This window comes from Streptomyces sp. LE64 (assembly GCF_052606915.1).
The window spans coordinates 6,225,881-6,251,926 of sequence record NZ_CP199708.1 but is presented as its reverse complement, the minus strand read 5'-3'; the positions used below and the strand labels follow the sequence as shown (position 1 = coordinate 6,251,926).

15 protein-coding genes are annotated in these 26,046 nt (G+C 73.3%); 2 read left to right on the top strand and 13 right to left on the bottom strand.

Going from position 1 to position 26,046, the window contains the following annotated elements; all coding sequences use genetic code 11:
• Window positions 1-237: 237 nt before the first annotated feature.
• Both ACSMX9_RS27815 and ACSMX9_RS27810 read left to right on the top strand, forming a co-directional pair.
• On the top strand, window positions 238-1,821 hold the full coding sequence (locus ACSMX9_RS27815; protein WP_445398084.1) for an ABC transporter substrate-binding protein: 1,584 nt from the start codon (window positions 238-240) through the stop codon (window positions 1,819-1,821).
• A gap of 134 nt (window positions 1,822-1,955) precedes the next feature.
• Entirely contained in the window at window positions 1,956-3,320 is a 1,365-nt protein-coding gene (locus tag ACSMX9_RS27810) for an amidohydrolase family protein (protein ID WP_445398082.1), read from the top strand.
• Between the two features lie 72 nt (window positions 3,321-3,392).
• Here ACSMX9_RS27810 and ACSMX9_RS27805 read toward each other — a convergent pair whose 3' ends face one another.
• The 13 genes from ACSMX9_RS27805 to ACSMX9_RS27745 all read right to left on the bottom strand — a co-directional run bounded on the left by ACSMX9_RS27805 (window position 3,393) and on the right by ACSMX9_RS27745 (window position 26,016).
• Window positions 3,393-4,499: a glycerophosphodiester phosphodiesterase gene (locus ACSMX9_RS27805; protein ID WP_445398080.1), complete on the bottom strand. Its 1,107-nt coding sequence runs from the start codon at window positions 4,497-4,499 to the stop codon at window positions 3,393-3,395.
• Between the two features lie 255 nt (window positions 4,500-4,754).
• Window positions 4,755-4,964 (bottom strand): MbtH family protein, encoded by a 210-nt coding sequence (locus tag ACSMX9_RS27800; RefSeq protein WP_445398078.1) that lies wholly within the window; start codon window positions 4,962-4,964, stop codon window positions 4,755-4,757.
• Between the two features lie 118 nt (window positions 4,965-5,082).
• Complete coding sequence (locus tag ACSMX9_RS27795) at window positions 5,083-6,435, bottom strand: lysine N(6)-hydroxylase/L-ornithine N(5)-oxygenase family protein (protein WP_445398076.1); 1,353 nt, start codon at window positions 6,433-6,435, stop codon at window positions 5,083-5,085.
• Window positions 6,436-6,754: 319 nt separating this feature from the next.
• Window positions 6,755-8,158: an MDR family MFS transporter gene (locus tag ACSMX9_RS27790; protein ID WP_445398074.1), complete on the bottom strand. Its 1,404-nt coding sequence runs from the start codon at window positions 8,156-8,158 to the stop codon at window positions 6,755-6,757.
• Window positions 8,155-18,144, bottom strand: coding sequence for an amino acid adenylation domain-containing protein (locus tag ACSMX9_RS27785; RefSeq protein ID WP_445398072.1), 9,990 nt, complete (start codon window positions 18,142-18,144; stop codon window positions 8,155-8,157). Before ACSMX9_RS27785 ends, ACSMX9_RS27790 begins: the two co-directional genes overlap by 4 nt.
• A 1-nt stretch (window position 18,145) precedes the next feature.
• Window positions 18,146-18,931: an ABC transporter ATP-binding protein gene (locus tag ACSMX9_RS27780; RefSeq protein ID WP_445398070.1), complete on the bottom strand. Its 786-nt coding sequence runs from the start codon at window positions 18,929-18,931 to the stop codon at window positions 18,146-18,148.
• Window positions 18,928-19,908 (bottom strand): FecCD family ABC transporter permease, encoded by a 981-nt coding sequence (locus tag ACSMX9_RS27775; RefSeq protein WP_445403116.1) that lies wholly within the window; start codon window positions 19,906-19,908, stop codon window positions 18,928-18,930. The genes ACSMX9_RS27780 and ACSMX9_RS27775 overlap by 4 nt, the downstream gene beginning before the upstream one ends.
• Before the next feature lie 14 nt (window positions 19,909-19,922).
• Entirely contained in the window at window positions 19,923-20,945 is a 1,023-nt protein-coding gene (locus ACSMX9_RS27770) for a FecCD family ABC transporter permease (protein WP_445398068.1), read from the bottom strand.
• Window positions 20,942-21,946, bottom strand: coding sequence for an ABC transporter substrate-binding protein (locus tag ACSMX9_RS27765; protein WP_445398066.1), 1,005 nt, complete (start codon window positions 21,944-21,946; stop codon window positions 20,942-20,944). Before ACSMX9_RS27765 ends, ACSMX9_RS27770 begins: the two co-directional genes overlap by 4 nt.
• A 110-nt stretch (window positions 21,947-22,056) precedes the next feature.
• Window positions 22,057-22,905: a siderophore-interacting protein gene (locus ACSMX9_RS27760; RefSeq protein WP_445398064.1), complete on the bottom strand. Its 849-nt coding sequence runs from the start codon at window positions 22,903-22,905 to the stop codon at window positions 22,057-22,059.
• On the bottom strand, window positions 22,902-23,141 hold the full coding sequence (locus ACSMX9_RS27755; protein ID WP_445398062.1) for a phosphopantetheine-binding protein: 240 nt from the start codon (window positions 23,139-23,141) through the stop codon (window positions 22,902-22,904). Before ACSMX9_RS27755 ends, ACSMX9_RS27760 begins: the two co-directional genes overlap by 4 nt.
• A gap of 74 nt (window positions 23,142-23,215) precedes the next feature.
• On the bottom strand, window positions 23,216-24,823 hold the full coding sequence (locus ACSMX9_RS27750; protein WP_445398060.1) for a (2,3-dihydroxybenzoyl)adenylate synthase: 1,608 nt from the start codon (window positions 24,821-24,823) through the stop codon (window positions 23,216-23,218).
• Complete coding sequence (locus tag ACSMX9_RS27745) at window positions 24,820-26,016, bottom strand: isochorismate synthase (RefSeq protein WP_445398058.1); 1,197 nt, start codon at window positions 26,014-26,016, stop codon at window positions 24,820-24,822. The genes ACSMX9_RS27750 and ACSMX9_RS27745 overlap by 4 nt, the downstream gene beginning before the upstream one ends.
• Window positions 26,017-26,046 lie beyond the last annotated feature (30 nt).

Genomic DNA, 26,046 nt, shown 5'->3' with positions numbered 1-26,046 from the left:
CTGATCACGGCCCCGTCCAACGGTGAACGTTATCTTGCACATTCGTACAGCAAACAAGACACCTTCCCCCTGATGCAGGGATGACCGCTGGGCGTCTTGTCGCCCTTCTCCGCTTCCTCCCCTGGCATTCCCAGGATTTCGCGAGGGATTACGCGACTCTTGACAGGAATACTGCACATGCGTCCACCATGACGCACATCGCATTCTCGCTCACACAACTGTGCGGAGGATTTCGCTGTGACGAACAACGGAGTGCGCACGCCCGTGGGACGGGCCACCCTCTCCCCTCGAAGACGCACCGCCCGGACGGCCGGAACGGCCCTCCTCGCCACCGCGCTGGCCGTCACCCTCGCCGCGTGCAGCGACACGGGCACGGACGACAAGGCCGGCACCGAGCGGACCGCCGGCGGGCCGAGCGGAACCCTGCGCTTCGGCACCAACCAACAGTTCACCGACTGGGACCCCGTCACCAAGCAGAACAGCACCTTCACCTCGCTGGTCTACGAGTCGCTGCTGAGCATCGCCCCGGACGGCTTCACCCTCCAGCCGCAACTGGCCACCGAGTGGAAGCAGACCCCGCTGCGGGTCGACTTCACCCTCCGCTCCGACGTCACCTTCCACGACGGCACGCCCTTCGACGCCACCGCCGTCGTCAAGAACCTGGAACGCGTCAAGAACACCCCCAGCCAGTACCGGAACCAACTCGGCGCCGTCAAGTCGATCACCGCGGTCGACGCCACCCACGTCCGCATCGACCTCAAGGAACCGGCCCCGAGCCTCGTCAACAACCTCGCCCGGTTCGCGATGTACATGATCTCCCCCAAATCGCTGGAGGCGGGCGACTGGAAGACGGCCGGTGTCGGCACCGGGCCCTGGAAGTACGACGCCAAGGCGTCCACCAAGGGGCTGCGCACGGTCGTCACCGCGTTCGACGACTACTACGACAAGGAGTCGGTCGGTCCGGAGCGCATCGAGGTCACCCAGATCAACGACCCCGACAGCCTCTACAACGCCCTGCGCGGCGGACAACTCGACGTCGTCTGGACGAGCCCGCCGCTGGCGGAGCGCGCCGAGAAGGAGGGCCTCGCCTCCGCCTCGTTCCCGTCCGTGCTCTGGCACCTCCAGATGTACGACACCGAGAAGGTGTTCAAGGAGAAGGCGTTCCGCCAGGCCGTGTGCCACGCGATGAACCCGCAGGACTACCTCGACGCTGCACTCGGCGGCAAGGGCGAGATCCACACCCAGCGCTTCCCCGAGGGACAGCCCGGCCACGACCCCTCGCTGAAGGGCTACCCCTACGACCTGGCCAAGGCCAAGGAGCTGATGTCCGAACTGGGCGGCGGGAAACGCTCGTTCACCCTGATCAGCTATGACACCCAGCGGCCCGTGGCCGAGCTGTTCCGCGACCAGATGGCGAAGATCGGCGTCGACGTCACGCTCGAACTCCCCAACTTCGCCCAGTTCCTGAGCACCTTCCAGAGCGGCGAGTACCCGGCCTCGATCCTCTCCGACGGTTCGCGCTCCGGCCCCGACGACTACTACAAGCGCAAGTTCGCACCGGACGCCGCCGGCAACCCGCTGAAGCTTCCCTACCCCCGGCTCGCCTCCGCCGCCGCCGACGCGCTGGCCGCGAAGACGCCCCCGGCGCAGGACGCGGCCTGGCAGAAGATGTCGCGGATCATCGACGAAGAGGCCCTGGACTGCGCCTACTTCGACTATTCGGGCTTCTGGGCGTACAACCCGAAGAAGGTCGAGAACGTCGTCTCCACCACCGGCGACGTCGCCGTGTTCCGGTACAAGGAGGCCAAGCCCCGGGGCTGAGCCGCGCTCCGGAGCCCACGCCGCGCCCCCGGGCGCCCGACCGAGCCCCCACCACGCCGGCGAACGGTCCGCCCACACCGCGGTGACCACCGCCGTGCATCCATCGCCTTCCCCCGTCTCCCAGGGAGTCAGCCGTGCCCGAAAACCGCTCCACCGAGTCCCGCCTGCTGATCAAGGGCGCCACCGTCCTCACCATGGACCCGGCACTCGGTGACCTCACCACCGGCGACGTCCTCGTCGTCGGCGACCGCATCTCGGCCGTCGCCCCCGAACTCACCGACCCGCAGGCCGAGGTGATCGACGCCCAAGGGATGATCGCCTTCCCCGGGCTGATCGACACCCACATGCACGCCTGGCAGACCCCGCTCAAGGGCCTGCACGCCACCGGCTGGACCTTCGACGACTACCAGTCCCGCGTGTTCTACCTGCGCGAGCACTTCGGCGTCGAGGACATCCACGACGCCACCCTCGCCGGCTCCATCGAGATGCTGGACGCCGGGGTCACCGGAGTCCTCGACTTCTGCCACAACGTGATGTCGCCCCGCCACGCCGAAGCGGCGCTCGACGCCCACCGGGCCACCGGGCAGCGCACCCTGTGGGCCTACGGCATGCTCTCCAGCCTCGACGGCGCGCCCCGCGAGGACGCCTGGCGCCTGGACCACGTCAGCGAGCTGAGCAAGGAGACCGGCGACGACGGGCTGCTCCGGGTGGGCATGGCGCTCGCCTCGATCGAGCGCGGCAGCATGGGCCGGATCGCCGAGGAGATCGCGCTGGCCCGGGAGCTGGGCATGCAGATGACCGTGCACCAGAACCCGGCCGGTCAGATCCGCGCCCTGCACGAGGCCGGACTGCTCGGCCCCGACATCGTGCCCGCGCACTCCAACGCCGCCGACAACGAGGAACTGGAGTTCATCGCCGCCTGCGGCGGAAGCATCTCCTTCACCCCCGAGTGCGAGTTCGGCGGCGGTCGCTCCATGACGGTGCTCAACCGCGCCCACCGGGCCGGGGTCGCCTCCACCCTGGGGATCGACACCCCGGCCCGGGTTCCCATCGACCTGTTCGCCGCCATGCGCCTCACCTTCCTCCTGATGCGCAGCGTCGATGCGTTCGACGAGCGCGAGGCCGGCCGCTACCCGCTGACCCGCCGCCCCGGGGTCCCCATGGTCGAACCCCGCCACATGCTGGAGTACGCCACGGTGAACGCGGCACGCGCCATCGGCCTCGGCGAGGACCTCGGCCGCCTCGCCCCCGGGCAGCTCGCCGACATCGTCCTGATCAACACGGCGCCCTACGGGGTGGCCCTGGGCGACCCTGCCGCCCATGTGGTCCTCCGGACCCAGCCCAGCGACGTGGACACGGTCGTCGTCGGCGGAGCCGTGCGCAAGCGGAACGGGGTGCTGACCGACCTGGACCGGGCCGACGCGGGCGCGGCGACGGAGAGGGTCCGCGAGCGGATCTTCGCCGACGTCGAGGCCGCCGCCCAGGGCCGTGACGCCTGAGGGTGGTGACGCGCCCCGGTGAACCGTCGGGGCGGGGAGGTTCTCCGCCCCGACGGTTCGCCGGGTGGTCGCTCAGGAGCGCGGGGCGCGCTGCGGCTTGGGGAGGGTGAATCCGCGTTCGGCCATCACCGCGCGGAGCCGATTCGGGTAGTCGGTGATGATGCCGTCGACCCCGTCGTCGATGAGCTTGTTCATGGTCGCGGTGTCGTTGACGGTCCAGGGGATCACCTTCATCCGGGCCGCGTGGGCCCTCTTGACGAGACCCGCGGTCACGTACGGCCGGTACCCGGGGTCGTCGACGCTCCCGCCCTGGGGGTCGCCGTGCACCGGTGAGATGGCGACGGCCCCGAACGACTTGGCCGCCGCGACCAGGTCGCCGCCGAAGTCGTCGATGTCGAGGCCGCCCAGCCAGGGCGACTTCCCCTCCACGCCGACCTGGAGGAACTGCTGACCGTTGGTGAGGGCGACGACGGGCAGCTTCGGCTCGACCTCGCGCATCCTCATCAGGGCGCCCCAGTCGAAGCTCTGGACGGTGACGCGCTTCAGGAACCCGGCCTTGCGCACCTCGTCCGCGACGACCCGCACGAACTGCTCCCGGGGCGCGGTCTCGTGCGGCGCCGCGGCTTCGACCTTGGTCTCGATGTTCATCCGGACCTTGTTCGCCTTGTAGCGCTTGACGAGGTCGAACACCTCCGACAGCAGCGGCATCTTGGCGCCGGGGCTCGGGCGCTGTCCCGGGTACTGGGGCAGGGTCTGCGTACCGCAGTCGAGGGTGCGCACCTGGGCGAGGGTCAGGTCCACGACGTAGTCGCCCACGTAGGGGTACTGCGGGTCCCCGGGCACCACCGGCCCGGTGTCCCGGCACTTCGTCGCGGCGACGCGCCGGTCGTGGGTGACGACGGCGTGGCCGTCCTCGGTGATCTGCACGTCCAGCTCCAAGGTGCTGACGCCGGTCTCCAGGGCGTTCGAGAAGGAGGCGATGGTGCTCTCGACGACGAGGCCGAGGCCGCCGCGGTGGGCCTGGAGGTCGAAGCGGTGGCCCTGCTGCTTGCCACCCCCCGGAGCCGCCGTTGCCGGCGGGGCGATGAGGGTCGTGGTGGTCAGCGCGGCCAGGACGGCCACGGCGAGACCGCGCCCGGAGGAGCGCCGGAGGCGCGCGGTCACGGAACGGTGCGACATGGGGTGCCTTTTCTGGAGGAGCGGGTGCGTCCGTCGTGACGAGCATCGGGCACGCGGGTGCAGGTCGGGGGGCCGTCGGGCGACGCGGGGATGTCGCACGGGTGACCATCGCTCGCGTCGGCACGGCACGTCCGTACGGGTGGACGCGGTGCGCGGGCGGTGCCGCGGCGGAGCCGCAGCACCCCGGACGCACCGTGCCGCCCGCGGCAGGTTCGCCACGGGCGGCACGGACGGCACGGGCCGCGGGGCGCTCCGTCAGCCCTGGTGGGCGACCAGGCTCGCGGGGCGCAGATCGGTCCAGTGCTCCTCGACGTGCGCCAGGCACGCCTCGCGGGTGTCCTCGCCGAAGACGGTCCGCCAGCCGGCGGGCACCTCGGCGAAGGACGGCCAGAGCGAGTGCTGGTCCTCGTCGTTGACCAGGACCAGGAAGCGGCCCTCCGGGTCGTCGAACGGGTTGGTGCTCATGCGTCGCCACTCCTTGTGGGCACGGGGGTGAACGGTGGGGGGACGGCCGCGCGGAAGGCGCGCCACGGGTCCCGGCCGGGGCCGGGCCAGGGAGGGGACTCCGGGAGGGAGCCGCGTCTCAGCGGACCGAACCGATGCCGTCGACCACCGGTCGGGGCTCGTCCACAGCGCTCGCCGCACCGCGTTCGACGATCGAGTCCAGGATCTCGCCGACCCGGACGGCGATGTTGGAGAGCAGGGAGGAGGTGATGCCGTGGGTGTGTTCGGTGCCGCCCTGGAGGTAGATGCCGCACCGCACGTCGGGGTCGGTGGTGAGGCGGTAGTCGCGCTCGACGCGGGCGCGTCCCCCCTCGTCGCGGTGGCAGCGGGCGGCGACCTTCCCCAGGACGTCGAAGGGGTCCACCGGGCTGTAGCCGGTGGCGAACACCACCACGTCGGCGTCCAGGGCGGTGTCCTTTCCGGTGACCGAGGAACGGACGGTGGCCCGGACCCGGTCGCCCGTCTCCTCGACACCGGTGAGGCGCGACATGTTGAGGAAGCGCAGCCGTTCGGTGCCGAGCACCTTCTCCTGGTACGCCTGCCGGTAGAGGTCGGCGATCAGGTCGACGTCCACCACGGAGTAGTTGGTGTTCCCGTGGTAGTCCATCAGTTCGTGCTTGACCTCGTCGGAAGCGGCGAAGTACTCGTCCACCGCGGCGGGGTCGAAGACCCGGTTGGCGAAGCTGCTGTCGTCGGCGGGGCTGTAGCCGTAGCGCGAGAACACCGCGCAGACCTCGGCCTCGGGGAAGAGGCGGTGCAGGTAGGCCACGTTCTCCGCGGCGCTCTGCCCCGCGCCGACGACGACGAACCGGGAGGGGTCGGCGCCGTCGAGCAGGTCGAGCTTGGTGAGCAGCTCGGAGGTGTGCCAGACGCGGTCGGTGCGCTCCACCCCCTCGGGCACGAAGGGGCGCAGCCCCGTGCCGATGACGAGGTTGCGGGCGCGGTGGGTGACCGTTTCGGTTCCGGAGCGGGCCGTCACGTCGAGGTACTCCACCACGCCGTCGTGCACGACGGGTTCGACGGCGATGACCTCGTGGCCGTAGGAGACCATGTCGTCGACCTTCGCCGCGGCCCACTCCAGGTAGTCGTGGAACTCCACGCGGAGCGGGAAGAAGCTCTTGTGGTTGACGAAGTCGACCAGCCGCCCCTTGCTCTGGAGGTAGCACAGGAAGGTGTACGCGCTGGACGGGTTGCGGAGCGTCACCAGGTCCTTGAGGAAGGAGACCTGCATCGTGGCGTCGTCGATCAGCATGCCGCGGTGCCAGCCGAAGCGCGGCTGGCGCTCGAAGAAGTGGGCAGTGACGGCATCCCGTCTCGCGACGCCCGCGTTGTGCTCATGGAGCGCGATCGCCATGGCCACGTTGGACGGGCCGAAGCCGATGCCTATGAGGTCATGGATCAGAGGTGCGTCGCCAGGAAGAACCTGTGACATGTCACTCCCATCGTGTGGGGCAGCAGCCTGTGAGGGGTGGAGGAGGTGAAGGGGGTGTCGAAGCCGTCCGTTCACGGACACCGCTCCCCCTGAATTTAGGTAAAGCTAACCTTACTTGAGCCACCCTGTCGACGGGACCGAACCGCCAAGTGACGGATCCCATTTCCCAACACACTTGCGCATAAGGCGTGTTGGGAATCGCCGGGTGAGACGCGCCGTATCCGGCGCGCCGTCGACCCCGCCGGAGGGATCCCCCCGGACGGGTCGCCGTGCCGTGCCCGGACCGGTCGCGTGCGGCGGCCCCGGACCGGGCACGGGGTCAGGCGTCCTTCCCCGCATGGGTGCGGGGCAGTCTGGTCGCCCCGACCGCGGCCAGCAGACAGCATCCGAGCACCCACCAGAAGGCGTCCGCGAACGCCTGGGAGACGTCCGCACCACGAGCGGCCAACCGGTCCTGCAACACCACGGCGAGCGCCGCGGTACCGAGCGAACCGCCCACGGTGTTGAGGAGGTTGAGCGCACCCGCGGCGCGCGGCAGGTGCGCGGGCTCGATGCGGGAGTAGACGATGTTCATGAGGGGTGCACCCACCATCGCCGCGCCGACGCCCCGCACCACCAGCGTCACGGCGATCACCGCGTCCGCCGGCTCGTGGCCCAGCTGGGTGAACGGGACCGTGCCCACCAGGATCAGCACGATGCCGGTCACCACCAGGGAGCGGGGGGCCACCTTGTCGATGGTCCGGTTGACCAGCACCGTCCCCACCACCGCCCCCAGACCCTGGGGGGCCAGGAGCAAGCCGGCCTCCCACGCGGACAGTTCGCGACCGGTCTGGAAGTACAGCGGCAACAGGAACATCGTGCCGAACACCGACGCGCCCAGCACGACCAGCGAGAGGGCCGCGGCACCGAACGGCGGCCGGGCGAACAGCCGGGGGTCCATCAGCGGGGTGCCCCGGGTGCGCAGCCCGTGCACCACGAACCCGACCAGCATGCCCAGGCCCGCCGCCACGCCGATCACGGCCGGCACCGTGCGCCCGTGGGCGACCTCGGTCAGCCCGAACACCAGCACGGCCAGACCCGGCGAAAGCAGCGCCGCCCCCCGCAGGTCGAACGCCGCCCGCCGCTCCGAGGGCGGCACCGCCGGCACGTGCCGACGGGCCAACACCATCGCGACCGCACCGATCGGCAGGTTGACCAGGAACAGCCACGGCCAGGACGCCACCCCGAGGATCGAGCCGCCGACCATCGGGCCGAGCACCGGCGACAGCAGGGGAACGACGGCGACGATGCTGATCACCCGCCCGGTGCGGCCGGGACCGGCGACCCGCGCCAGCAGCGCCTGCCCGGTCGCGGGCAGCAGTCCGCCGCCGAGGCCCTGGACGACCCGGAAGACGATCAGACTGGTCGTGGACCAGGCCAGCGCGCAGAGCAGCGAACCGAGCAGGAACAGTCCCACCGCGGCGATCCAGGTCCGTCGTCCGCCGAACCGGTCGGCGAGCCAACCGGACGCGGGCACCGCGGCGACGACGGCCAGCAGGTAGGCGGTGGAGACCCACTGGATCTCGGCGACGGAGGCGTCGAACTCCTCTGTCAGGGTGTCGATGCCGACGCTGACGATCGTGGCGTCCACCGTGGCCATGAACGTCCCGAGGACCAGGATGAACGCGATCCGCAGCAGGCGTCCGTCGATCCGCTCGGTCGGGGGCGCGGCGTTCTCGCTCATCGGGGCTCCAGGAGGTCGCTGACGTCCTCGTCGAGGTGGTCGCCGAAGGACCGCAGCAGGTCGAGCAGTTCCCCGGCCAGCCCCGCGACGTCCACTCCGGCGCGGTGCGCGAGCACACCGGTCCAGCCCTCGCCGTCCGGCATCACCGTCAGGGTGACCGGGTGGTGGGTGGCCTCGCGGAAGCGGGTGCCCACCACCTCCAGGCCGGGGGCGGGTTCCCGGAGGCGGTCCGGATCGACCGGGTAGTTCTCGAACACCAACAGGCTGTCGAAGAGCCTGCGCACCCCGGTCAGCCGCTCCAGGTCGGTGAGGGCGACGTGCTGGTGCTCGACCAGTGCCTGTTGACGGTTCTGGAGGTCGACGAGCACCTCGGCGAGCGTGCCGCCCAGTCGGGCCCGCACCGGCACGGTGTTGGCCAGCAGACCGATGATCTCCTCGACGCCCTCCAGCCCCGGGGGCCGGCAGGCCACCATGGCGCCGAAGCAGACGTCCCGACGGCCGGAGCGCCGCGCCAACAGCACCGACCAGGCCCCTTGCAGCAGGGTGTTGCGGGTCAGGCCGCGGCGGGCGGCCTGCCGGGCGAGGTCCGCCACCAAGGCCGCGTCGAAGGTCAGGACCGCGGGTTCCTGCCAGGCCGGGCCGACCTCGCCGCCGACCAGGTGGTCGCCCTCGGGCAGGCCGGCCAGCTCGGCGGCCCAGACGTCGAGGTCGGGCTCGTGGTCGGCGCGCCAGCGCAGATAGGCGTCGAAGGGCACGGGGGCCGGCAGGTCCGGGGCCCCACCGCGACAGCGGGCCGCGTACAGGGCGAACAACTCGGTGAGGATGCGCGGGGCGGACCAGCCGTCGGAGAGCACGTGGTGGCTGGTCATGACCAGGTCGGCGAGTTCCTCGCCGCGGCGGATCACGGTCAGCCGCAGCAGCGGCCCGGCGGCGAGGTCGAACGGTTCGGCCAGGTCGGCCGCCAACACCTGCTGCGGGGGCCCGTCGACCACGCGGTACGCGAGCCGCGGGGCCGCGGGGATCACCGCGAGGTCGGCCGGGAACACGGCGCCCAGGTGGGGGTGACGGGCCAGCAGGTCGGCGCCGGCCGCCCGCAGCGCTTCCGGGTCGAGCGGGCCGGCCAGGGAGAACGTCGACTGCACGGTGTACGGGTCGGGGCGTTCGGTGCGCGAGTGCCGCAGCATCACCTCCTGGAGCGGGGTGAGCGGTTGCACCGCGGCGATCGTGAGGTCGCCGTCCAGGGCCCGGACCTCCGGTGCGGCGGCGGTGCTCAGCAGCGCGCTGCGCAGGTGGGCGGCCAGGTCCTCGACCTCGGCGGTGGTGAACAGGGCGGCCGGCCAGGTGATCCGCACGCCGAGGGCCTCGTCACGGACCAGGGCGTTGACCATCAGCCCGTACGGCAGGGGCAGTTCGTCGGTGCCGCCCGAGCCGAGCGGGTCCGCGTCCGGCGGCGCCTGCCACGGGGTCTCCTCGGTGGGGGCGCCCGGGAACTGCCCGAGGTAGTTCCAGGCCACCTCCACCGGCACCGGGTCCACCAGGCCGGCCGCGGTGAGGATGCCGTGGCCCAGTCCGTCGCCCTGGGCGCGCAGCCGGTCGGCGACCGCCTTCACGTCGTCGTCGGCGTGCAGGCGCACCGGGTGGACCGTGGTGAACCAGCCGACGGTCTGGCCCAGGTCGACCTGCGGCGGACGGCCGTGACTCTCCAGGGCGACCAGCAGTTCGGGCACCGCGCGCCAGGCCCGTACCGCTCGGGCGAGCGCGCTGAGCAGGACGGCGTCGGGAGTGGTGCGGTGGGCGGCGGGCAGGGTCGTGATCAGGGCGCGGGTGGTGTCGGCGTCGAGCCGGAACTCGTGGTGCACGGCGGTGGCCGCGGTGTCCCGGGCGGGGTCGAGCGGCTCGGTGAGCGCCGGGGTGGCGGTGATCCCCTGCCAGTGCGGGAGTTCGGTACGGCGGTCGGCCTCGCGCAGCGCACGCGCCCAGCCGAGGAACGACTGGCCGTGGCGGGCGAGCGTGCCGCCGTCGTGGGCGTGCTGCACGTCGTCCAGCAGGATCCGCCAGGAGACGCCGTCGACGATCAGGTGGTGGGCGAGCAGGACCAGTCGGCCCGGGCGGGCGGGTCCGGCGTCCACCCACAGGGCGCGCAGCAGCGGACCGGTGCGCGGGTCCATCGCGCGGCGGACGTCAGCGATCCAGGAGTCGACCCGTGCCCGTGGGTCGCCCGTCGCGGGCAGCCGGGTCAGCACCGCGGCCCCGGTGACGGCGCCGACCGGCGGGATGCGCAACGCCCGGTCGACGAGGGTGGCGCGGAGCACGTCGTGCCGGGCCAGCAGCGCGTCGAGGACGCCCCGCCAGCTGGTCTCGTCGCCGCCGGGCGGGACGCAGACCTCGATCCACTGGCAGAAGCCGTCGGCCGCGGTGCCGGCGCGGCGCAGCAGGTCCCGCATGATCGGGGTGAGCGGTGCGTCGCCGACCGCGGGGGCGTCCTCGTGGGCGAGGGCACGGGCCCGGGCCGCTATCCCGGCGACGGTGGCACCTTCGAACACGTCCCGTGCGGTGAGGCCGAGCCCTCGGCGGCGGGCGCGCGAGACCACTTGGAGGGAGACGATGCTGTCGCCGCCGACGGCGAAGAAGTCGTCGTCGAGGCCGACCTCTTCGGTGCCCAGGACCTCCTGGAAGAGGGCGAGCAGAGCGGCTTCGGCCTCGGTGGCGGGTGCGCGCCGGGCGGTGGCGGCGGTCTCCGGGTCCGGCAGCGCGGCGGTGTCGAGCTTGCCGCCGGGGCCCAGCGGCAGGCGGTCGAGGGACACCAGCGCGGTCGGCACCATGTGGTCGGGGAGTTCGGCGGCCAGGTGGGCGCGCAGTCGCACCGGGTCCGGGTCGGCGCCGTCGGTCGGGATGACGTAGCCGAGGAGCCGGCCGGCGCGCACGATCACCGCGCAGGCGCGGACGTCGGGGTGACGCCCGAGGGCGGACTCGATCTCGCCCAGCTCGATCCGGCAGCCGCGGACCTTGACCTGGTGGTCGGCGCGCCCCAGGAAGGCCAGCTGTCCGTCGGGGCGCCACTGCACCAGGTCACCGGTGCGGTACATCCGGCTCCCCGCCGGGCCGTACGGGTCGGCGACGAACGCCGCCGCGGTCAGGGCGGGTCGGCCGAGGTAGCCGCGGGCCAGGCCGGGGCCGGCGAGGTACAGCTCCCCGGTGACGCCGACGCCGACGGGCTGGAGCCCGCCGTCGAGCACGTAGGCGCGGACGTGGAGGTCGGGGCGGCCGATCGGCAGTGGCCCGGGGTCGTCCGGGTCGTACCTCCAGAGCGTGGAGTTGATGGTGACCTCGGTGGGCCCGTAGGCGTTGAAGAGCGCCTTGCGGCCCTCGCCCCAGCGCGCGGCGAGGGCGGGGTCGAGGCGTTCGGCGCCGACGATGAGGAGCACGTCCGGGTCGATGGTGCGGTCGTCGGGCATCGCCGCGAGGAACGAGGGCAGCAGGTTCACCACGGTCACCCGGTGTTCGGCGATGTAGTCGAGGAGGGCGTCGCCGGAGGTGCGCACCTCCTCGGGCGCGATCACGGAGGTGCCGCCGGAGAGCAACGGCATCATGGTCTGCCAGAACGCGACGTCGAAACTGGTCGACGCGAAGTGCAGGAACCGGTCGTGCGCGGTGAGCCCCAGGACCTCCTCCTGGAGCGCGTGGAGGTCGGGCACGCCGCGGTGGGTGACGCCGACGCCCTTGGGGCGTCCGGTGGTGCCGGAGGTGTAGATGACGTAGGCCAGGGAGTCCGCGGTGAGCCCGGTGCGGGCCTCCACCGGGTCGGTGTCCGCGAGCCGGGCGAGCGTGGCAGGGTCGTCCAGCCGCACGACCGGGACCGCCCGGTCGCCCGGCGGTACCGCGCCGGCCGTCACCACGGCGGCGGGGGCGATGTCCTCGACCATGTAGGCCAGCCGGTCCTGCGGGTAGCCCGGGTCGAGCGGCACGTACACCCCGCCCGCCTTGGCCACCGCGAACAGTGCCACCGTCATGTCGACGTCGCGCCCGAGGAGGACCGCGACCGGGTCCTGGGGTCGCACCCCGCGGGCGATGAGCGCCCGGGCCAACCGGTTGGCCCGGCGGTCCAGTTCGGCGTAGCTGAGGCTGCGGTCGCGGCAGACCAGGGCCTCGGCGTCGGGGGTGCGGTGCACCCAGGCGGCGAACTCGTCCAGCCAGTGGCCGCGTTCCCGGGCGGGCGCGCCCCCGTCGCCGGTGGCGAGCATCCGCGCCCGCTCGTCGGGGTCGAGCGCGGGGATGCGGACCGCCGGTCGCGTCGGGTCCGCGACGATCTCCCGCAGCAGGTGGTGCAGCCAGCGGCCGTAGTCGCGCACGGTCGCCCTGGTGAAGGCGCGCGGCTGGTAGCCGAGTCCGATGGTGATGGCGTCGTCGGGGATCACGATGACGGTCAGGGGGTAGTGCGTGGCGTCGGTGATCTCCACCCCGGCGAGGTCGAGCCCGGGGGCGAGCGGGGTGCGCTTCCGGCTGGAGAGCGGGAAGTTCTCCATCACCAGCATGGTGTCGAACAGGTCGCCGATGCCGACCGCCCGCTGGATGTCGGGCAGTCCGACGTAGTGGTGCTCGGCGAGGGCGACGCTCTCGGCGTGCACCTGCGCCATCAGGTCCCGGGCCGTCGTGTCCGGGGCGTGCCGGACCCGCACCGGGATGGTGGTGCCGAGTTGCCCGATCATCGACTCGACCCCGTCGACCTCGGAGGGCCGTCCGGACACCGGGCAGCCGAACACGACGTCACGGCGGCCGGTGAGCCGGCCCAGCAGCAGGCCCCAGGCCGTCTGGAGCACGGTGGTCAGGGTGACGCCCTGCTCGCGGGCGAAGGCGCGCAGCCGGTCGCTGAACTCGCGGCCCAGGTCGACGGCGACCCGGCCGGGCCGCTCGACGCCGGTGCCGGTGCTGGCGGGTGCCAGTCGGGTGGCCTCCTCGACGCCGGCGAGCGCGGTGCGCCAGGCGGCGAGAGAGGCCCCGCGGTCGCGGTCGGCGAGCCAGCGGAAGTACTCCGTCAGCGGCGGGGCCGTGGGGGCTGTGGGGCCGCCGCCGAGTTCGGCGTAGATGGCCAGCAGGGTGCGGCCGACCAACGGCATCGACCAGCCGTCGAGGAGGGCGTGGTGGTTGGTGATGACCAGCTTGTGTTCGGTGGGGCCGACCCGGGAGAGCAGGAAGCGGATCAGCGGGGAGCGGGTCGGATCGAAGGGCCGGGCCAGTTCGGCGCGGGCCGCGCGGGGGAAGTCGTCGTCGCGGCGCCAGTCCAGGACGACCTCGGCGGGGACCACCTGCACCACGCCGTCCCCGGTCGGGGCGAGGTGGACCCGCAGCGCGGGGTGACGGCGCAGCAGTTCCCGGGCGGCCTCGGCCATCCGGTCCGGGTCGAGTTCGCCGACCAGGGTGGTCAGGGCCTGGACGACGTAGACGTCGGTGTCCTGGTCGTCGCGGACCAGGGTGTGGAAGGAGAGACCGACCTGGAGGGGGGTGGCGGGCAGGACCTCGGCGATGCGGCCGACGCCGTCCGCGGCCTCCAGGGCGTCGACGGCGGCCTGGTCGAGGTCGACCAGCGGGAGGTCGGAGGGGGTGAGTCCGCCCGGTGCGTCGAGCACGTGGGCGAGGAGCGCGTCCAGGGCGGCGGCCCAGGCGTCCTGGAGGGCCGTCACGGCAGCGGCGTCGAGGACTCCGGTCGCCGCGGTCCACTCGACGGCGAGTCGCGGCGCGCCCTCCTCGTGGACGAAGCAGTTGAGGGCCAGCACCTGTTCCAGGGCCTTGGCCCCGGGTTCGACGACCGAGAAGGCGTCCTGTTCCGGCAGTCGCCAGCTGGTGTCGGGCAGCGAGCCGAACCGGCCGAGGTAGTTGAGGAGCACGTCCGGCGGCGGCACTGCCGACAGTTCGGGACCGGCGACCGGGTCGAGGGACCGCAGGACCCCGTAGCCGACGCCGGCGTCGGGGACGCCGCGCTTGGCCTCCTTGGCCGCGCGCAGCACCTCCCGCACCGTGCCGGCGGCGGGGACGCGGACCGGGTACTCGCTGGTGAACCAGCCGACGGTGCGGGACAGGTCGAGGTGTTCGCGGCCGTGGCCCTCCAGGGTGACGGTCACGGCGTCGCCGGCCGCGCCCAGGCCGCGCAGGGTGAGCACGACGGCGGCCAGGAGCACCTCGTCGACACCGGCGCGGTAGGCGGCCGGCAGGGTGGTCAGCAGGGCCTCGGTGACCTCGGGCGAGGCGAGGGTGACCGAGCGGTGGGCGGTGGCCGCGGTGTCCCGCTTCTGGTCCAGCGGTCGAGCGCCCAGCCGGGAGGCGGAGGCCAACGCGGTGCGCCAGTGGTCGAGTTCGTCCCGGCGGGCGCCCGAAGCGCCCTGTTCGGCCAGGAGCGTCGCGTGGCGTCGCCAGGAGGCGCCCACCGGTTCGAGGGTGCCGCCGGTGCAGGCGGTGTGCAGGTCGGGCAGGAGGATGCGCCAGGACACGCCGTCCACGGCGAGGTGGTGGACGACGACGACCAGCCGGTCCGGGGCGTCGTCCTCGGTGCGCACCAGGGACACCCGCAGCAGGTCGCCGGAGCGGGGGTCGAGTTCCCCGGCGAGGTCCCGGGCCAGGGCGGCCACGTCCTGGTCGTGGGTCTCGCGGACGACGGCCGGGGTCTCGCCCGGGGCGAGGACGTCCAGCCGGGGGCCGTCGTCCCCGTCGACGACCCGCAGGCGCAGCGCGTCGTGCCGGTCGAGCACCGCCCGGACGCCGGTCAGCAGGTCCCGGTGGGCGAGCGCGTCGACCTTCAGGACGGTCCACTGGGCGTATCCGGCGATGACGTCGACGTCGGGGTGCGGGTCGAGCAGGCTGCGGACGATCGGTGACGCCGGTACCGGGCCGGTCGGCTCGTCCAGCGGCTCGGGGGCCCCGTCCACCTCGGCGGCGGAGGCGGCCAGGGCGGCGAAGCTGCGGCGGGCCAGCAGGTCCCGGGGCCGCAGGTCGAGGCCGCGGGCCCGCAGCCGGCTGCTGACGGCGATCGCGGTGATGCTGTCGCCGCCGAGCGCGAAGTAGTCCTCGTCCACCCCGACCCGCTCGACCTCGAACACCTCGGCGAGGACCCCGCACAGCAGGCGTTCGCGTGCGGTGCTCGGTTCCCGGCCGCCGCCGGAGGTCGTGGGGGCGGGCAGGGCGGCGCGGTCGAGCTTGCCGTTGGGCGTGAGGGGCAGGGCGTCCAGCACCACCACCGCGGCCGGCACCAGGTGGTCGGGGAGCCGCTCGGCCAGGTGGGCGCGGACCGCCTCGGGGGTGACGGAGGTGGACACCACGTAGCCGAGCAGTCGGGAGGAGCGGACCGTGGCGGCTGCCGCGGTGACCCCGGGCACCGCCCCGAGCGCGGCCTCGACCTCGCCGGTCTCCACCCGGTGGCCGCGGATCTTGACCTGTCCGTCGCCGCGGCCCAGGTACTCCAGGCCGCGGTCGGGCACCCAGCGGGCCAGGTCGCCGGTGCGGTACATCCGGGTCCCCGGCGCGCCGAAGGGGTCGGCCACGAACCGCTCCGCGGTCGCCCCCGGCCGGCCCAGGTAGCCGCGGGCCAGGTGCGGGCCGGCCAGGAACAGTTCGCCCACCGTGCCGTGCGGGACGGGCTGGAGCGCGCCGTCCAGGACGTAGGTGCGGGTGCCGGCGAGCGGGTGGCCGACCGTCGGCTCGTCACCGACGACCGGGGCGGTGCTGCTGGTGACGGACGCCTCGGTCGGGCCGTACATGTTGCGGGCGGCGACGCCGGACGCGGCGAGCCGCTGCCACAGTGCGGGCGGCAGCGCCTCGCCGCCGAGCACCAGGAGGGCGGGGGGCAGGTCGAGGAGGCCGCCGTCGATCAGTGGCGCGGCCATCGACGGCGTGGTGTCGATGATGTCGATGCCGTCCCGGCGGTACGCGGCGAGCAGGGCCTCGGCGTCGCGGGTGGTGTCGGCGTCGTAGACGTGCAGTTCGTGCCCGCAGAGCAGCCACACCAGGTGTTCGAAGGCGGAGTCGAAGGCGAAGGAGTAGGTGTGGGAGGCGCGCAGGCGCCGGCCGGCGGTCCGCTCCGCCTGGGCGACCGCCGTCGCCCGTTGGTGGTGCAGGAGTCCGGCGAGGCCGCCGACCCGGCCGAGGACGCCCTTGGGGCGGCCGGTGGAGCCGGAGGTGTGGATCACGTACGCGAGGTGCTCGGGATGGCGGGGCGCGGCCAGTTCGTCGGCGGTCAGCGGAGTGCCGGAGAGCGCGGCGGACTCGTCGACCAGGGTGGCCCAGGGCTCCCCGTCGACGGTGCCGTCGGTGAGGACCAGGGCGGGGCGGGTGTCGTCGATCAGGTCCCGCAGCCGCTCGGGCGGGTGTGCGGCGTCCAGGGGCAGGAAGGCGGCCCCCGCGTCCATGACCGCGAGCAGGGCGACCACCATGTCGGCGGAGCGGGGCAGCGCCAGCGCCACGACGTCCTCGGGGCCGATGCCGCGGGCCCGCAGCGCACGGGCGAGCCGGTGCACCCGGTCCGCCAACTCGGCCGCGGTGAGGCGGTCCTCGCCGCAGACCAGGGCGGTGTGCTCCGGGTCGGCGGCGACCATGGCGTCGAAGGCGGCGGGGACGGACTGCGGGGTGCCGGGCAGGGCGCGGGGGGACCAGTCGGCCAGCAGCCGGTCCGCGTCCGCGGCGAGGGCGATCCGTCCCACTGGCATCCCGTCGACCAGTCCGGAGAGCAGGGCGCGCAGCCCGGACAGCTTGCCGTCGACGGCGGCCTGGTCGGTGCTGCGGGCGTCGACCTCGAAGCCGAGCAGCAGTCCGCCGTCCCGGGTCGGCAGGACGCTCAGTCCCATGTCCTCCGGCGGGCCGCCGGCGACGTTGCGCATCACCCCGGTCGAGCCGGCGAAGTCCAGCGCCAGGTCGAACGCCTTGAGGTTGATCCCCCGGCCGTGCAGCAGGGCGCCGGCGCCGGGCACGCCGAGGTCGCGCGGCAGGTCCTCGCCGCGGTACCGCTGGTGCTCGCGCATCTCGCGCATCGCCGCGGAGACCCGCCGGCCCACCTCCGCCAGTCCGTCCCCGGGGCGCACGGTCACCCGCAGCGGCAGCACGTTGACGGCCATCGCGGGGGTGCGCAGTTCGGCCGAGCCGACGCGGCACATCAGGGGCAGCGCGAACACCACGTCGGTGCGGCCCAGGACGCGGTGCAGGAAGGCGGCGTAGCCGGCGATCAGTGCCTCGCCCCAGGTGATGCCGTGCTCGGTGGCGAAGGCGCGCAGCCGGGCGGTCTCCTCGGGGGTGACGACCGCGCGGGCGGTCAGGGTGCGCTCGGGCGGGCCGGCACTCGGGTCGACCTCGCCGAGGTCGGGCAGCGGGGTGAACCGCTCCACCCAGTAGGCGCGGTCCTCGGCCGCCCGCTCGCCGTCGCGGTAGGCGCGGTCGGCGGCGACGAGGTCGGCGAACCGGCCGAAGGTCGACGCCGGCAGCCGGGTGCCCCGTACCAGGGTGGTGTAGCGGGCGGCGGTGCGGCGGGCGAGCATCGCGGCAGAGTAGCCGTCGAAGACCAGGTGGTGGCCGAGTTGGGTGTACCACACCTCACGGTCGGAGAGTCGGATGACGGTGCGCGCGCACAGCGGCCGGTCCGCCATGTCCCGGCACTCCGCGGCCACCCGGGCGCGCTCGGCGTCGACCAGGGCGTGCGCGGCGGCGAGGGGGTCGGGGTGGCCGCTGACGTCGATCACCCTGGGGCGCTCGACCGGGTCGTCGCTGACCGTCTGGCGCGGGCCCTCGGGGGTGTCGTGGATCCGCAGTCGGAGGGTCTCTGCCTCCTCGGTGGTCGCCCGGACCGCCTCGACGAGCGCGTCGACGTCGACCGGCTCGTCACCGGATATCTCCACCACGTCGCCGACCAGGTAGTACGGCGAGTCGGGTTCGAGGCGCTGCGCGTTCCAGATGCCCAACTGGGCGCTGGTCAGGGCGAGCGGTCCGTCCGAGGGCACGCGTGCGGTGCTCAACTTACTCTCCTTGGAGTGTGGGGACGACCATCGGCGTGTCCGTCACCGGGTCCGGGACGATGACGCTCGGCAGGTCGAACACGTCCTTGATCAGCGTGGCGTTCACGATGTCCGCGGGGTCGCCCTCGGCGACCACCCGGCCGTCCTTCATGGCGACCAGGTGGTCCGCGAACCGGCACGCCTGGTTGATGTCGTGCAGCACGGCGATCACCGTGCGCCCCTGATCACGCAGCTTGGCCAAGAGGCCCAGCAGTTGGTACTGGTGGGTGATGTCCAGGAACGAGGTCGGCTCGTCGAGCAGCAGGTACGAGGTCTGCTGGGCGAGCACCATCGCCATCCACACCCGCTGGCGTTGGCCGCCGGACAGCTCCTGGACGAAGCGGTCGGCCAGGTCGGCGACGCCGGCGGCGGCCATCGCCTCGGTGACCGCCGCCTGGTCCTGGGGCGACCACGCGGCCAGCAGCGACTGGTGCGGGAACCTGCCACGGCCCACCAGTTGTCTGACCTTGATGTCCTCGGGGGCCAGCGGGTCCTGCGGCAGGAAGCCGAGCTGTTTGGCCAGCGCCTTGGGCGCGTAGTCGCCGACGTCCCGGCCGTCGAGTCGCACGTGTCCGCACTCGGGGCGCAGCAGCCGGACGAACGACCGCAACAGGGTCGACTTCCCGCAGGCGTTGGGGCCCACGACGGCGGTGAACGCGCCGTCGGGGACGTCGAGGCTCAGCCGTGTGGACACCACCCGGTCTCCGTAGCGCAGGGTGATCTCCTGCGCGGTCAGGCGTGCGGTCACGCTCGCCTCACTTCCTTGGTCAACAGCCAGATCAGGTAGCAGCCGCCGATCGCGGTGCTCACCACGCCGACGGGCAGCGCGACGGGCGCCAGCAGCATCTGGGCGAGCAGGTCGGCGCCTTGGAGCAGGACCGCTCCGGTCAGGGCGGCCGGGAGCAGCGGTACGCCGGGCGCGCCCGCGAGCCTGCGGCCGATCTGCGGGGCGGCGAGGGCGATGAAGGCGATGGGGCCGGCCACGGCGGTCACGGTGGCCGTGCAGCCGACGCCGACCAGCACCATCAGCAGGCGGAGCCGGTCGAGTCCGACTCCGGTGGTCACCGCGATGGAGTCGCCGAGGGCCGCCTGGTGCATGGCGTGCGCCCGGGCCGCCATCAGGGCCAGCAGGACGGCGATGAGCGTGAGCGGGATCCACAGGTCGTCCCAGCCGACGCCGTTGAGCGAGCCCGCGCTCCAGCCGACCGCGGCGATCGCCACCTCCAGTTCGGCGCGGAGCACGATCCACGAGTTGACGGCGGTCATCATCGCGTTGACCGCGATGCCGATCACCACCAGCCGCAGGCCGGAGAAGCCGTGTTCGAAGGAGAGCAGGTAGATCACGGCGGCGACGATCAGTCCGCCGGCCACCGAGCCGACCGCCAACTGCGCCGAGGTGCCGGACAGGACGGTGATGGCGACCAGGGCGCCGGTGTAGGCACCGGCGTCCAGGCCGATCACGTCCGGGCTGCCCATCGGGTTGCGGGTGAGGTTCTGGAAGATCGCGCCCGCCACGCCGAGCGCGGCGCCGAAGACCAGGCCGGCGACCACCCGGGGCAGTCGCCATTCCAGGATCACCGGGGAGCGGTCGGTGCCGACCAGGGCGGCCAGCACCTCGCCGGGCGAGGACCAGGAGGCGCCGTAGCAGAGTCCGAGCAGGGCGAGGCCCAGCAGCAGGACGGTCATGGTGACGCCGAGCACGACGGTACGGGGTTCGGCCCGCATGCCTGTCCGGGCGCTCACAGCGAGCCCGCCCCGTAGCGGCGGACGGCCCAGATCAGCATGGGACCCCCCAGGAACGCGGTGACGATGGCCACCGGCACCTCGCCGGTGGGCAGCAGGACCCGCGAGCCCATGTCGGCGACCAGCAGCAGGATCGGTCCGAGCACCATGGTGTAGAGCAACAGCCAGGGCACCGATCCGCCCGCGGGCCGGCGGACCAGGTGGGGCACGATCAGTCCGACGAAGAGGATCGGGCCGGCCACTGCGGTCGCCGCCCCGCTGAGGACGGTGATCAGCACCAGCACGGCGGCCCGGACCCGGTGCACCCCGGCGCCCAGGGTGTGCGCGACGGTTTCGCCGAGGGTCAGGGCGTTGAGCGCCCGGCTGAGCAGCAGCGCCCCGAGGAGGGACACCGCGATGGCGGCCAACGGCAGCGCCAGCGGGGCCTGTTCGCGGGCGGCGAGCGAACCGACGGACCAGAAGCGGTAGCTGTCGAAGACGTCCGGCAGCATCAGCCGCAGGCCCAGGGCGACGCCGCTGAGCACCGCCGTCACCGCCACGCCGGTGAGCACCATGCGCAGCGGGGAACGGCGGCCGACCGCGGCGACCAGCAGGGCCGCGAGGACCGAGCCGAGGACGGCGAAACCCATCTCGCCGGCCTGCCCGCCGGCCCAGCCGAGCGCCGAGCCGACGGTGATGGCGAAGCCGGCACCCGCGGTGACCCCGAGGATGCCGGGCTCGGCCAGGGGGTTGCGGGCCAGCGTCTGGATCAGGGCGCCGGCCACCGCCAGCGCGGCGCCCACCGCGACGGCGAGCAGCGCGCGGGGCAACCGGACGTCCCGGACGATCACGTGGTCGTCGGTGCCCTGGAAGTCCACCAGGGCCCGGACGACCTCGGCGGGGGGAACCGAGCGGGCGCCGACGCCGATGCTGAGCAGGGCGATCACCAGCAGCAGGACCAGCCCGCCGACGAGGACGCCGATCTGCGGCACGGCCCGCTTGGTTCCCCCCGGCCGTGACGCGTGGCCTGCGGCGGTCACCGGTCCAGCAGCGGCGCGAACGCCTTGTCGACGGAGTCGAGGGTCTTCATGGCCTGCCCGTAGGTGGCGGCCTCGGTGTAGCCGATCGGGTAGGTCTTGCCGGCCTTCACGGCGGGCAGGTTCTTCCACAGCTTCGAGTCCATGACGTACTTCACCATCTCGGGCACGCTGCCGTCGGCCTGGACCGAGTAGGTGATGGCGTCGGCCTCGCCGAGGGAGGCGGGGAGTTCCTCGATGGAGGGGTACTCGCTGACCGCGCGCGAGCCGGGGCCGGGCTTCTTGACCTTGCCGTAGTACTCGGCGCCGATGTCCTCGGCGATGTTGGTGCCCCAGGAGCGGCCGAACTCGCGGTGGAAGGTGCCCTTGGAGACCTCGCCGTAGGAGCCGACGTGTCCGAGCTTCAGCTCGGGCAGCACGGACGCGTACTTCTTGGCCAGTTCGGCGGCCTTCTTCTCGTAGGTGGCCTTCACGCTGTCGAACTGCTTGAGGGCGCCGGCGGCGTCGGCCTGCCGGTGGGAGAGGTCTCGCCAGGCGGAGGGCACGGTCGGGCCGATCGCGACGACCGGGGCGATGGACTCCAGTCGCTTGACGTCGATGTCGCCGAGCACCGGGGCGGGCACGCCGATGACGATGAGGTCCGGGTCGGCCTCGGCGATGGCCTCGTAGTTGGTCTCCGCGGCGGCCTCCCCCGCCACCTTGGTGAGCTTCTTGTAGGCGGCCAGGTCCTTCTCGCTCATCATGGGTTCGCCGCGCTGCCACGAGGAGATGCCCACCAGCGGTGCGCCGGCCTCGATCAGGACGGGCACGGCGTAGCCGGTGGCCACCACGCGCTGGGGGTCGACCGGGATGGTGATCTTGCCGTTGTCGGCGGCGAAGACGCGGGTCTCGTTCTTGCCGTCCTTCGCGCCCGAGTCCTTCCCGTCGTCGGACGAGCCGCACCCGGCCAGGGTCAGGCTCAACGCCAGGGCACCGATCAGGCCCGACGATCTGCGCACGAACATTGCCTTGCTCCTTGAATGGTGAGTGGTGAGAGGAACCGCCCGGGGAGGGCGTGGTGGAGGGGCCGCCGGGGTGGGCGGGACGCGGTCGCGTCCCACCGTCGTGCCGGTGGTCAGTGGTCGTCGTCGAAGTCGGCGACGCCGCGCTTCCAGTAGCCGGTGATGTCGTGGTCGGCCTTCGCCAGCCCCAGGGCGTCACGGGCCCAACGGCGCAGGGGTTTGATCTGCCCGGCCTCCCCCGCCGCCCAGAGGTACACGCGCTCCCCCGCGGGGACGGTCACCGCGGTCACGGCGCCGGCCAGTGCGTCTCCGGTGCCCGCGGGACGCTCGCCCCGGTGCAGCCAGTGGACCTCGAACCCGTCGGGCTCGGAGAGTTCGATCTCCTCGCCGGCGTCCGCGACCTCGATGAACGCCCAGCCCTTCGCGGTGCGGGGGAGTTCCTCCAGCCAGCGGGCGATGGCGGGCAGCGCCGTGATGTCGCCCGCGAGCAGGTAGCGGTCGTAGTGGTGCGGCACGATCAGACCGCCGGGCGGTCCCGCGACGTGCACCACGGCGCCCGGTCGGACCGAACGCGCCCAGTCGGAGGCGAGGCCGTTCTCGTGCGGGGCGATGTCGATGTCGATCTCGCCCGCGACCGGGTCGTAGCGGCGCACCGTGTACTCGCGCGAAGTGGGCGACGGACGCGGCCACTTCAGCATCGTCCCGTTCGGTTCGGGCAGCCGGAGCGAACCGTCCGGCTCCGGGAAGATCAGCTTCACGTGCTCGTCCGGCGCATGGGCCTCGAAGCCCGCGGCGCCCGGACCGCCCAGGGTCACCCGGAGCAGTCCGGTGCCGACCATGGCGGTCCGCACCACCTCCGTTTGCCGGATGTGGATCGGGTAGCCCACCTTCTCGGGCTCCCGCCCCGCACGGACCTCGGCGATCCGTTCCAGGTGGCGGCCCCGGTGGTCGATCCGGGTCATGCGGTGCCGCCCGTCAGGAGGGCGGTCCAGTGGGCCAGTTGGGGCTGCTCGGCCAGATCGGGGAACTCCAGGGTGGTGGCCCCGGCCTCGCGCCAGCGCTCGACCAGGGTCATGATCCGCATCGAGTCCAGGCCGTAGTCGACGAGGTCCGCCTCGGCGGCGAGTTCGGCCGGGTCGCAGCCCAGCAGCTCCGCCACGTCGGCGCGGACGCGTTCGGGGGACAGCGGCTGGCTCATCGGGTGGCTCCTACGGGAACGGGTCCGGAGGGCGCCCCGGTGGACGGTGGGATCTCGTTCGGGCACATGCGCAACTACTCCTTCCGCGCGAGCGCGGCCAGGGCCGCTCTCAACTCGCGCTTGCTGGTCTTGCCGACGCCGGTCACCGGGAACTCCTCGACGACCTGGACCAGGTCGGGCACCTTGTACGCGGCGATCCCGCGCTCGCGGACGAAGGCCCGCAGTTCCCGGCCGGTGGGCACGGTGCCCGCGGCGGGCACGACGTAGGCGCAGATCCGCTCGCCGAGATAGGCGTCCGGCACCGCGACGACGGCGGCGTCCAGGACCTCCGGATGGGCCATCAGGTGGTCCTCGACCTCTTCCGCCGCCACCTTCTCCCCGCCGCGGTTGATCTGCTCCTTGGCCCGCCCGACCACTTCCAGGTGCCCCGAGGGGGTGCGGCGCACCAGGTCACCGGTCCGGTAGAAGCCGTCCGCGGTGAACGCCGTGGCGTTGTGCTCGGGGGCCCGGTAGTAGCCGCGGATCGTGTAGGGGCCGCGGGTGAGCAGGGCACCGGTCTCCCCCGGTGCGACCTCGGCACCGGTGTCCGGGTCGACCACGCGGACCTCGTCGTCGGGGGAGATCGGACGGCCCTGGGTGGTGAGCACGGTCTCCTCGGAGTCGTCCGGACGCGTGTAGCAGACCAGGCCCTCGGCCATGCCGAACACCTGCTGGAGCGTGCAGCCGAGCGCGGGCCCGATCCGTTCGGCCAGCTCGCGGCCGCACTTGGCGCCGCCGACCAGCAGGACTTCGAGGGAGGACAGGTCCCGGTCGGTGCGGGCGGCGGCCTGCACCCAGGCGGCGGCCAGCGGCGGCACCACTCCGGTGATCGTGACCCCTTCGGCCTCGATCAGCCGGAACGCGGTGTCCGCGTCCGGTCGCGGCGCCATCACGGTGGCGGCACCCGCGTACAGCGCGCCGAGCACCCCCGGCGAGCTGAGCGGGAAGTTGTGCGCCACGGGCAGCGTGGCCAGGTGGACGCTGTCCGGACGCAGGGCACAGATCCGGGCGCTCTCCCGGACGCTGTAGAGGTAGTCGTCGTGGGTGCGCGGGATCAACTTGGACAACCCGGTGCTGCCGCCGGAGAGTTGGAGAAACGCCACGCCCTCCGGGTCGGGGTCGGGCAGGTCGCGCGGTGCGGTCGCGGCCAGCTCGTCGAACTCCTCCGACCCGACGACCAGCACCTGCCGGACGGAGTCCACCCGGGACGCCACCAGGCGGGCGGTCGCGGCGTGGTCGTGTCGCTCGTGCTCGCCGACCGTGATGACAGCGGCGGCCTCGCTGTGCGCGGCGAAGTGCAGCAGTTCGCTGCGTCGGTGCGCGGGCAGCGCGAACACCGGCAGGACGCCCGCGCGCCACATCCCGAACACCACCGGCAGGAACTCCGGGACGTTGGGCAGTTGCAGCACGACCCGGTCGCCGGCCGCGAGTCCGCTCTCGACCAGCCCGGCCGCGATCCGATGGGCCCGCTCGTCCAGTTCGGCGAAGCTCCACCGCCGGTCCCCGCCGATGACGGCGGTGCGGTCGGCGTGCTCGGCGGCCAGCGAGGAGAGCAGGGCTCCGAAGGTCTGCCCGCGCCAGTGGCCCGCGGCCCGGTAGCGGGCGGCGATCTCCGGCGGCCAGGGCACGTGGTCCACGGTCATCCCGCCTCCTCCACTCCGAGGGCACGCAGCAGCGTGCCGAACTTCGCGCTGGTCTCGGCCAGTTCGGCGGCCGGGTCCGAACCGGCGACGATCCCGGCCCCGGCGGACAGACGGACCGTCCGGTCCGCGACTTCGGCGCTGCGGATGGTCACGGCCCACTCGCCGTCGCCGTCGTGGCCGGTCCAGCCGACCATCCCCGCGTAGTAGCCGCGGTCCTCGGGTTCCAGGTCGGCGATGGCGGCGAGGGCGCCGGCCGCGGGCACCCCGCACACCGCGGGGGTCGGGTGGAGCGCCTCGGCCAAGCCCAGGGCGGAGGCCGTGGGGTCGGTCGGGTCGGCCAGTCGGCCGGTGATCCGCGTGGACAGGTGCCACATGGTCGGGGTGCCGATCACCTCGGGTTCCGCGGGAACCTCCAGGTCGACGCAGAACCGGCCGAGCACCTCCGCGACCTGTCCGGCGGTGTGGGCGTGTTCGCCGAGGTCCTTGGTGGAGGCGCGGAGCCGGGCGACCCGTTCGCGGTCCACCGCCTCGTCGCCCGACCGGGGGGCGGAGCCCGCCAGCGGGTTGGCCACCACGGTCGCGCCCCGGCGGGACACCAGCAGTTCGGGGCTGGCCCCGACCAGGGTGCGCGGGGCGGGGTCGCCGGGCGCGGTGACGTCGACGGCGAAGCCGTACGCGGCGGGGTCCGCCCGCACCAGGCGGGCCAGCAGGGCGGGCACCCACACCGGGGCGTCCGCGGTCAACTCCAACGAGCGAGCCAGGACGACCTTGTGCAGGTCGCCACGGTCGATCAGCTCCAGTGCACGGCGCACGGCGTCCGCGTAGCGCGCCCCCTCGGGGCGCGGGGCGACCGTCCACGAGGTGCCGGACTCCGCGTCCGGCGCACGGACGACGGCGGGGGCCTCGGCCCGGCGCACCACGGCGGGCACCACCAGCCCGGTCCGGTCGGAGGGGCGGAACCCGACCGCCCCGGCGACGACGGGTTCGGGCAGTCCCGCGGCGAGCGCGGCGTCGAGCGCCGCTGCCGCGGCGAGCGCCTGCGAACCGGACCCGGGCCGGACCCGGGCGTGCACGCCGTCGGCGAGCAGCGTTCCGCGGGAGGAGGAGAAGAACAACGAGCCGGGCAGGTAGGCGGCCAGCAGGTCGGCGGCCCGGTACTCGGGCCTCGGGCGCACCAGCGCGGGTATGGACACGTCAGCGGTTCCTTCCTCGGGCACGCGGGT